Origin of the sequence: Bradyrhizobium sp. IC3123 (assembly GCF_020193625.1) — a bacterium.
Taxonomy (GTDB): domain Bacteria; phylum Pseudomonadota; class Alphaproteobacteria; order Rhizobiales; family Xanthobacteraceae; genus Bradyrhizobium; species Bradyrhizobium yuanmingense.
The window spans coordinates 1-408 of the sequence record NZ_JADYVF010000071.1 but is presented as its reverse complement, the minus strand read 5'-3'; the positions used below and the strand labels follow the sequence as shown (position 1 = coordinate 408).

1 protein-coding gene is annotated in these 408 nt (G+C 64.5%); it reads left to right on the top strand.

Annotation, left to right across the window (positions count from 1 at the left end; all coding sequences use genetic code 11):
* Positions 1 to 408, top strand: a 408-nt coding sequence (locus tag I6F20_RS37675) for a hypothetical protein (protein WP_225131616.1), incomplete at both ends; no start/stop codon positions are given.

Below are 408 nucleotides of genomic sequence, written 5' to 3'. Positions count from 1 at the left end.
GGCAGGATAACAGCGAAGGCGCCGGCGCGGCGCGTCCTGACCGGGTCACAATGAAGCTGGATAAACCGAGCTATAAACCGGGCGACACCATCAGGCTGCACATCGCCGCCCCGGCGGCGGGTAAAGGCTACGCAATGGTGGAATCCAGCGAAGGGCCGCTGTGGTGGCAGGAAATTGACGTCCCGGCGGAGGGGATGGACCTGTCGATCCCGGTGGATAAAACCTGGAATCGCCACGACCTCTACCTTAGCACGCTGGTGGTTCGTCCCGGCGATAAATCGCGCTCGGCAACGCCGAAACGCGCGGTGGGCCTGCTGCATCTGCCGCTGGGCGATGAAAACCGTCGCCTGACGCTGGCGCTGGGGGCCCCGGACAAAATGCGCCCCAACCAGCCGCTGACGGTGAAAG